Genomic DNA, 455 nt, shown 5'->3' on the forward strand with positions numbered 1-455 from the left:
GTTTGGACACATTGCTGGCATGAATCCGGGTACGGTGAGCGGTATTATAACGGGTAATCGTACCATTTCGGTGCACCAATTGGATCGCATTACGTTAGGAATGAATTTACCCACTGACCATTTCTATGAAAGATATATTGAAGAAAGTGTGATAGATGCACCGCTGAACTGGAAAAGAATTAGCCCGTTCTTGTACCGCTGTGTGCAGTTTCGGCGCGTAGACTGTTTGCAAAAAGTAGTGAGTGTTCTGCTGGATAAACCGAGTTATCTCCATTATCTCTTTGAATTAGCCGAGGATTGTTATGAAGAAGGTTATAATGAAGCAGCGGCTTACCTATACGAGAACATCGCTGAGGGTGAGAAGTACCAACATTCTGATCGCTTGGCAATCTGTCATTATCGTATATTCACAATTCAAATTGGAGACGATCAACGCCAAAATCTCAAGGCAGCTA

Annotated in this window: 1 pseudogene; it reads left to right on the forward strand. The window is 42.9% G+C overall.

Going from position 1 to position 455, the window contains the following annotated elements:
- Nucleotides 1-455 (forward strand): annotated as a pseudogene (locus L696_RS30880) (transcriptional regulator); the annotation flags it as partial.

Origin of the sequence: Paenibacillus maysiensis, assembly GCF_000520815.1 — a bacterium.
Lineage (GTDB): Bacteria > Bacillota > Bacilli > Paenibacillales > Paenibacillaceae > Paenibacillus > Paenibacillus maysiensis.